General features: G+C 64.7%; 6 protein-coding genes. 5 read left to right on the top strand and 1 reads right to left on the bottom strand.

From position 1 onward, the window contains the following. Positions 1-139: 139 nt before the first annotated feature. The 4 genes from AC1Q5D_RS17740 to AC1Q5D_RS17755 all read left to right on the top strand — a co-directional run bounded on the left by AC1Q5D_RS17740 (position 140) and on the right by AC1Q5D_RS17755 (position 5,531). Positions 140-1,465: an IS21/IS408/IS1162 family transposase gene (locus AC1Q5D_RS17740; protein ID WP_481739330.1), complete on the top strand. Its 1,326-nt coding sequence runs from the start codon at positions 140-142 to the stop codon at positions 1,463-1,465. Then, positions 1,462-2,301 carry an IS21-like element helper ATPase IstB gene (gene istB / locus AC1Q5D_RS17745; protein WP_481739329.1) on the top strand — a complete coding sequence of 280 codons (840 nt, stop codon included), beginning with the start codon at positions 1,462-1,464 and terminating at the stop codon, positions 2,299-2,301. Before AC1Q5D_RS17740 ends, istB begins: the two co-directional genes overlap by 4 nt. A gap of 292 nt (positions 2,302-2,593) precedes the next feature. Then, a complete protein-coding gene (locus tag AC1Q5D_RS17750; RefSeq protein WP_481739763.1) occupies positions 2,594-3,388 on the top strand; it encodes an ApeA N-terminal domain 1-containing protein in 795 nt (264 codons plus the stop codon). 376 nt (positions 3,389-3,764) lie between these two features. Continuing rightward, positions 3,765-5,531, top strand: a complete 1,767-nt coding sequence (locus AC1Q5D_RS17755) for an AAA family ATPase (RefSeq protein ID WP_481739761.1) — start codon at positions 3,765-3,767, stop codon at positions 5,529-5,531. A 57-nt stretch (positions 5,532-5,588) separates the two neighbouring features. Here the strand turns inward: AC1Q5D_RS17755 and AC1Q5D_RS17760 are convergent, their stop codons facing one another. Further along, complete coding sequence (locus AC1Q5D_RS17760) at positions 5,589-5,924, bottom strand: DUF5655 domain-containing protein (RefSeq protein WP_481739762.1); 336 nt, start codon at positions 5,922-5,924, stop codon at positions 5,589-5,591. Between the two features lie 114 nt (positions 5,925-6,038). On the opposite strand from AC1Q5D_RS17760, the gene AC1Q5D_RS17765 reads away from it, so the two are divergent. Further along, the coding region (locus AC1Q5D_RS17765; protein WP_481739745.1) for a transposase at positions 6,039-6,507 on the top strand (469 nt) is incomplete at its 3' end.

Genomic DNA, 6,507 nt, shown 5'->3' on the forward strand with positions numbered 1-6,507 from the left:
TGATCACGCTCATCGAAATTCCCCACCCGGCGCTCACTGAATTTCCCCAGTTCGTGTCAGTCCCTGAATAGGGGCGGGCCCTCCCCGAAGCTGGTGGTCTCTGACCACACACCGGCTTTCGAGAAAGGCCCGTCCCTTCATGCTGCCATGGAAGGAAGACGTGGAGATCCACGCGTTGAAAGAGCGCGGCTGGAGCATCAGCCGCATCGCCAAACACACGGGGCGGGACCGCAAGACCGTCCGCGCCTACCTCAACGGGGAACGGACCCCGGGGATGCGCCGCCGCTCCGGACCGGATGTTTTCGCCCGGTTCGAGGCCTACGTCACCGCCCGGCTGGCCGAGGACCCGCACTTGTGGGCGTTGACCCTGTTCGACGAGCTGGCCGGGCTGGGCTATGACCGCTCGTACCAGACGCTGACCCGCCAGATCCGCGCCCGCGGGCTGCGCCCGGCGTGCGTGGCGTGCGGGAAGGTCACCGAGCGCCCGAACGCGGTGATCGAGCACCCGCCCGGGGAGGAGACCCAGTTCGACTGGCTCGAGCTGCCCGACCCGCCGTCCGGCTGGGGGCCGGGGCGCAAGGCGCTGCTGCTGGTGGGCTCGCTGCCGCACTCGGGCAAGTGGCGGGCCGTGCTGGCAGAATCGATGGACCACGCGCACCTGATGGAGGCCATCACCACGCTCATCGCCCTGCTCGGGGGCCTGACCCGGGCCTGGCGCTTCGACCGGATGGGAACCGTCGCGGTTGCCGGCAGTGGGGACATCAACCCCGCCTTCGCCGGCTTCGCCAAGCACCACGGCGTCGAGGTGCTCCTCTGCCCGCCCCGGTCCGGGCACCGCAAGGGCGTGGTGGAGAAGAACAACCACACCGCCGCGCAACGCTGGTGGCGCACCCTGCCCGATGAGACGGGCTTCGAGGCCGCCCAGGCGAGCGTGTTGGCCTTCGCCCAGTCCCAGGACGCCCGCCGGCGCCGCGGGCCCCAGGGCTGGAGCACGGTGGCGGCGATGGCCGAGGTGGAGGTGTTGCGCCCCGCCCCGGCGGCCGCCTACCCGGTCGCGGTCCAGGACGAGCGCACCGCCTCACGGCAGGGCCTGGTCTCCTGGCGCGGCAACCGGTACTCCGTGCCCCCGGAGCTGGCCGCGGCCAGGGTCGTGGTCACCCACCGGGTCGGTGCCGGGCACCTGCAGATCCGCTCCGGGAACGCGGTCGTGGCCCGGCACCGCATCGCCGAGCCGGGCTTGGGCGCCACCATCCGCGACACCGGACACGTCATCGCCCTGAACGCGGCGGCGATGGCCGCGGTGAACACGGCCAAGCCCCACCGCCGCAAGGAACGCATCCCGCCCGGGGCCGCCGCCCGCGCCGCCGCCGACGCCCTGCTCGGGCGCCCCGCGGCGCCGGAGGCCTCCGTGATCGACCTGGCCGCCTACGAGGCCGCCGCCCAACGAAAGAGCTACCTGCCATGACCACCACCCCCACCCCGGCCGCCGTTCCGTCCACGAACGCGCAGGCGGCCACCTACCAGCGGCTGCGCGCCCATCTGGCCACGCTCAAGCTCGCCGGGGCCGCCGAGGCGCTGCCCGCCGTCCTGGACCAGGCCCGCGCCGACGGCTGGTCGATGACCGAGACCCTCGAGCGCCTGTTGGCCGTCGAGGTCGACAGCGCCGAGGCCCGGCGCCTGGCCGGACGGCTGCGCTTCGCCAGCATCCCCACCCCGGCTACCCTGGCCGGGTTCGACACCGACCACGCCCAGGGCGTCGACCGGTCCCTGATCAACGAGCTGGCCACCTGCCGGTGGCTCGAGAACGCGACCAACGTGCTGCTCATCGGCCCGCCCGGCACCGGCAAGACCCACCTCGCCGCCGGGCTGGCCCGCGCCGCCGTCGAGGCCGGATACCGCACCTACTTCACCTCCGCGGCCGACCTGGCCGCCCGCTGCCACAAGGCCGCGATTGAGGGCCGGTGGGCCACCACCATGCGCTTCTTCGCCGGCCCCACCCTGCTGGTCATCGACGAGCTCGGGTACCTGCCCCTGCCCGGGGAGGCCGCCTCGGCCCTGTTCCAGGTCATCAACCAGCGCTACCTCAAGACCAGCATCGTGATCACCACCAACCGGCCCGTCGGGGCCTGGGGCGAGATCCTCGGCGACACCACCGTCGCCGCCGCCATGCTCGACCGGCTCCTGCACCGCTCCGTGGTCCTGAACCTGGACGGGGACTCCTACCGGCTCCGAGCCCACCACGACGCCGCCGAACAGCTCCGCCGAGCCACTACAGGCACCCCGAAAACGCTGCTAACCTAAACCCCGCGACTGGGGACATTCACCGAGCACCAACCGGGGAATTTCGATGAGCGTCATCAATGATGCCCGGTTCTGCGCCCCCGAATGGGCGTCTATCAGAGGTGTGGAACGCCCGGGAGAGAAGCAACCTGACGGGACGTGCCTGACGCCATACGTTCTCCCGGTCATCGGCGGCCGGAGAGCCGGGGTTGCGACTGGGGCGATGCAGGCAGCGACTTACAGCGTTGAGACTCAAGCAACTCGTCCATGGATTAGCGAAGCGACGGAGTCTATGCCCCAACTGAAGTTGGACATGATGACCAAGCGGATGCGCTCGGGACCGAGCATCAACCTCTCGGTTGAGTCATGGGTGCGAATCGTGCCAGAGGAGGCCAGCGCAGCCGAGGATTTTCTAGACAGCATGCAGCCGCTCTTAGGACTGATGAGCCTCGCCACCTTCGCCGACAGCGGAGTCGCGTGGATGCGAGCAACGACTGTTGACGACAAAGAAGTCTCACTACTCTGTCATCTCGGACATCACAGTGCTCCAGACACGCCTACCGAAGCCGGAGGGATCGTATTTACCTTCAAAGACGTGGGCTTGGAAGCCTTTCTCACGACCTGGGATCAACTCCGAAGCGAACCCCAAGCCGAATATGCGTGGAACGTAGCCGTAGGGCAGATTGGCCACTCTCCGAAAATGGTGGAAGAACACGTGAGCCAAGCGTTAGCCGCTGCCGAGGGCTTTCACCGGTGGTGTGTTAGCGGACGTCGGGACAAGAAACTTGAAGAGCGTCTCGTTCTACTCCACGACGGGCTGCCCGAGCAGGTCAAGGATTGCCTCAAGCTCGACGTGCCCAAGTGGTCCGGCTGGGCCGTCTGGGCACGTAACCATGTTGACCACGGCGGCGCCGAACGACATCGCGATATCGGCGATGTCTACCGCTTCAAGGTGGTCGCGGACTCGGTTCGCTTAGTCACCTACCTCGCGGCTCTTCAAGAGTTTAAGGTACCGGTAGACAAGACCATAGAAGCTCTTCGTAACCACCCTCGGCTTCGCATCCTCCGTGAGCGGTGCGCGCAGCTCGCCCATCTACCGGACTTGTAGCACCGCCATTGTTTCGAGCCGAGGCATGCTCACCAGCGGACGTCAAACAGGTGCATCCGATGGGCCAGCCGGTAGTCGTCGAGGACCGAAGGTCTTGTGGCACGGGAAGATCGACACCGTCAATCCTGGAGAGCCGGCCCTGGTCGTCCCGACACCACTGCTGAGCCAACCCTAGACGGGTCAAAATCCGCTGAAAAGCTCACAGGTGGACTTTGGCTTTCGTCCTTGGCTTGCCGAACTAGCCGAGAACCACAGTCTGCGTGTCAAAAACGCTGGCTCTCAATGGGTCCTTTCTGAACCACTCCTCCTGAAGCGGATACTTCGCCGTGTCAGACGTCCTCGTCGACACAACCGCGGTATTTGAGAGGATGGCGAGGTGAATGAAAAAGTGCTGCTGCCGGGCTTCGGGGTCGGCGGCTATCGCAGTCTCCGGGATCTTCAATCTCTAAGTGGACTGCGTAAGGTCACGTTGATAGCTGGCCAAAACAATGCGGGGAAGTCCAACGTGCTCCGCTTCGCCCAATCGTTCCTTAAGCAGCGAATCGATGCCCCGCAATGGGCGGACAATCCTAAGCCTGAGGGTCCCCGCCTGCTGTTACAGATCGCGCACCGACTCGTGGGCCCGGGCGATCTGCGGACCAAAGCAGGCAGGCTCGCAAATCCTGACGCTGTATTCGAGCTGTTGAAGAATGACGTATTTCGCCCGGTTTCCGGGGGCGACGTTTGGTTGACCTACTCCCCGGGCAAGACGCCGCTGGCATGGTCCTTGGACGAAGAATGGCTGCGGGAGGTGGCCTCAGCGACATCCGGCCCCGTGCTACGTCAGGCGTCTGCTGACCTCACTTCTCAGAGCGGAGGTGGACCCACGGATGATGCCCGGCGCGTCCTTGAGAAATTGTTCCCATTCAAAGTCCCACCAGTTCAGACGGTCGGAGCGTTCCGGCAAATTTCTTCAAGCGGCACCCTCATTAAAGGCGAGCCGCTCCCCGAGGATTACAGCGGGCAAGACCTCATCCATCGACTCGCCCGCCTGCAGAACCCGGCAGTCGAACGTTACAGTGCGGATCGTCCGCGCTTCGAGGCTATTCAGCAGTTTGCGCGGACGGTCTTAGAAGACAACGACGTGAACATCCGCGTTTCCGCGGACCAGGATGAGTTGCAGGTGGTTCAGAACGGCCAAGCTCTGCCGCTAAGTAGTCTGGGAACCGGGATCCACCAGGTGATCATTCTTGCTACTGCCGCCACCCTGCTCCAAGAGACGCTCGTATGCATCGAGGAGCCAGAAGTCCACCTGCACCCGTTACTGCAGCGCAAGCTCGTTCGATATTTGAGCGAGGCTACAAACAACCAGTACCTCATTGCTACACACTCCGCTCATTTGCTCGACTACGAGCGCGCCTGCGTTCTACACGTGAAGCACGACGCCAACACGGGCACCCGCGTGACCGAAGCAGCGACAGTGCAGGATGTAGCCGATCTTTGCAGTGATCTGGGGTATCGTCCTTCGGACCTTATCCAAGCGAACTCCATCATCTGGGTAGAAGGCCCCTCAGATCGGATCTACTTGCTTCACTGGCTCGAGATGATTGCTCCCGACGAGTTCATCGAAGGAATTCACTACTCGGTGATGTTCTACGGTGGCGGACTCCTCAATCACCTCACCGCAGACGATCCTTCTGTCCGGGAGTTCATTTCCCTCCGTAGACTGAACCGGCACTCCGCCATCCTCATCGACAGCGACAAGACCTCCTCATCACAGCGGATCAACGAAACAAAGAGGCGGATTCGTGACGAATTCGAGCGGGACGGCATGCCGGGATTTGCCTGGATAACCGCGTGCCGAACCATAGAAAACTACGTCCCACTAGACACCCTCCGCGCTGCCGTGGAAACGGTCCACACGCGCAGCCACTACCAGCCTCCCCGCGACAGGTGGGCACCCCCCCTGCACCTTACGAGTGGACGTTCCGGTGCGAGCAAGATGACGAAACCGGACAAGGTGAAGCTGGCTCGCGAAGCCTGCCAGAACTGGCCGGCCGGCGACCTCCCGCTAGATCTCGCAAAGCAAATGCAAAGAGTCGTGTCCTTCATCCGCGCGGCCAATGGGTCTGCAAATCCCCTGCCTGCCCAACCGAGCGTGTGACCATGCAGGCTTGCTTCCGTCGACCACATGGTCTGGGCAGGGTCTGTGGGGCGCCGTCTAGTTGGCTTCGTAGGCCTGACGGGTGAGTGCTTCCACTGTCTCCCATGCGTGTCTGTCCGTGATGCGCAGCTCTACGTCGCCCGTACCGAAGTGGCCGATGTTCGAGACGTCTCGGATGAATCCGTCCTGCATGGCAACGGTTGCGGGATCGAGTTTGAGGTACACGAGGAGGTTCCGGGACTGAGGGTGGACCTCGGCGCAGGCGAAGTTCTTGAGCCGGCGGAATGCGAAGTAGTTCTTCCGTTCGTTCTTCACGACGTCATCGCCCAAGGACAAAGTGAAGGTCTCGAACGCCTCATACATCGCTTGGAGTTCACTGTCGGCCTGAGCCAAGGAGGGTGTTTCATTAGGTGTGTAAGGGTCCGGTCTCTAACTGGGGTGTGACCTGTGGTTTCATCCCCGAAAGGACGGGCCCTCGTGGCTGAAAACGACATGATCGACAATCCCCTGGCCGGGGTGCTGGACCCGGAGCAGATCGACGCGCTGGTCACGGCGGCCGAGGACCTCGGCGAGGGCCGGCACGGGGTCGAGGAGCTGCTCTCGCGCATGACCAAGGCCGTGCTCGAGCGGGCCCTGGAGACCGAGATGAGCGACCACCTCGGCTACGAGTCCGGGGACCCCGCCGGGCACGGCACGGGCAACTCCCGCAACGGCAAGGCCACCAAGAGCGTCCAGACCCTCCAAGGGCCGGTGCGGATCACGGTCCCGAGGGACCGAAACGGCTCCTTCGAGCCGGTGATCGTGCCCAAGCGCGCCCGCAGGCTGGGCAAGGTCGAGGACATGGTCCTCTCGCTCTACGCCCGGGGGATGAGCACCCGGGACATCGGCTCCCACCTCGAGGAGATCTACGGGGCCAAGGTCTCCGCGGCGACGATCTCCCGGGTCACCGACGTGGTCGCCGACGAGGTCGCCCAGT

This window comes from Arthrobacter paludis (genome assembly GCF_056782315.1).

Excerpts from the sequence above, each read along its gene's own strand:
- AC1Q5D_RS17740 (WP_481739330.1), top strand. The coding sequence starts at position 140 with ATGCTGCCATGGAAGGAAGACGTGGAGATCCACGCGTTGAAAGAGCGC.
- istB (WP_481739329.1), top strand. The coding sequence starts at position 1,462 with ATGACCACCACCCCCACCCCGGCCGCCGTTCCGTCCACGAACGCGCAG.
- AC1Q5D_RS17750 (WP_481739763.1), top strand. The coding sequence starts at position 2,594 with ATGATGACCAAGCGGATGCGCTCGGGACCGAGCATCAACCTCTCGGTT.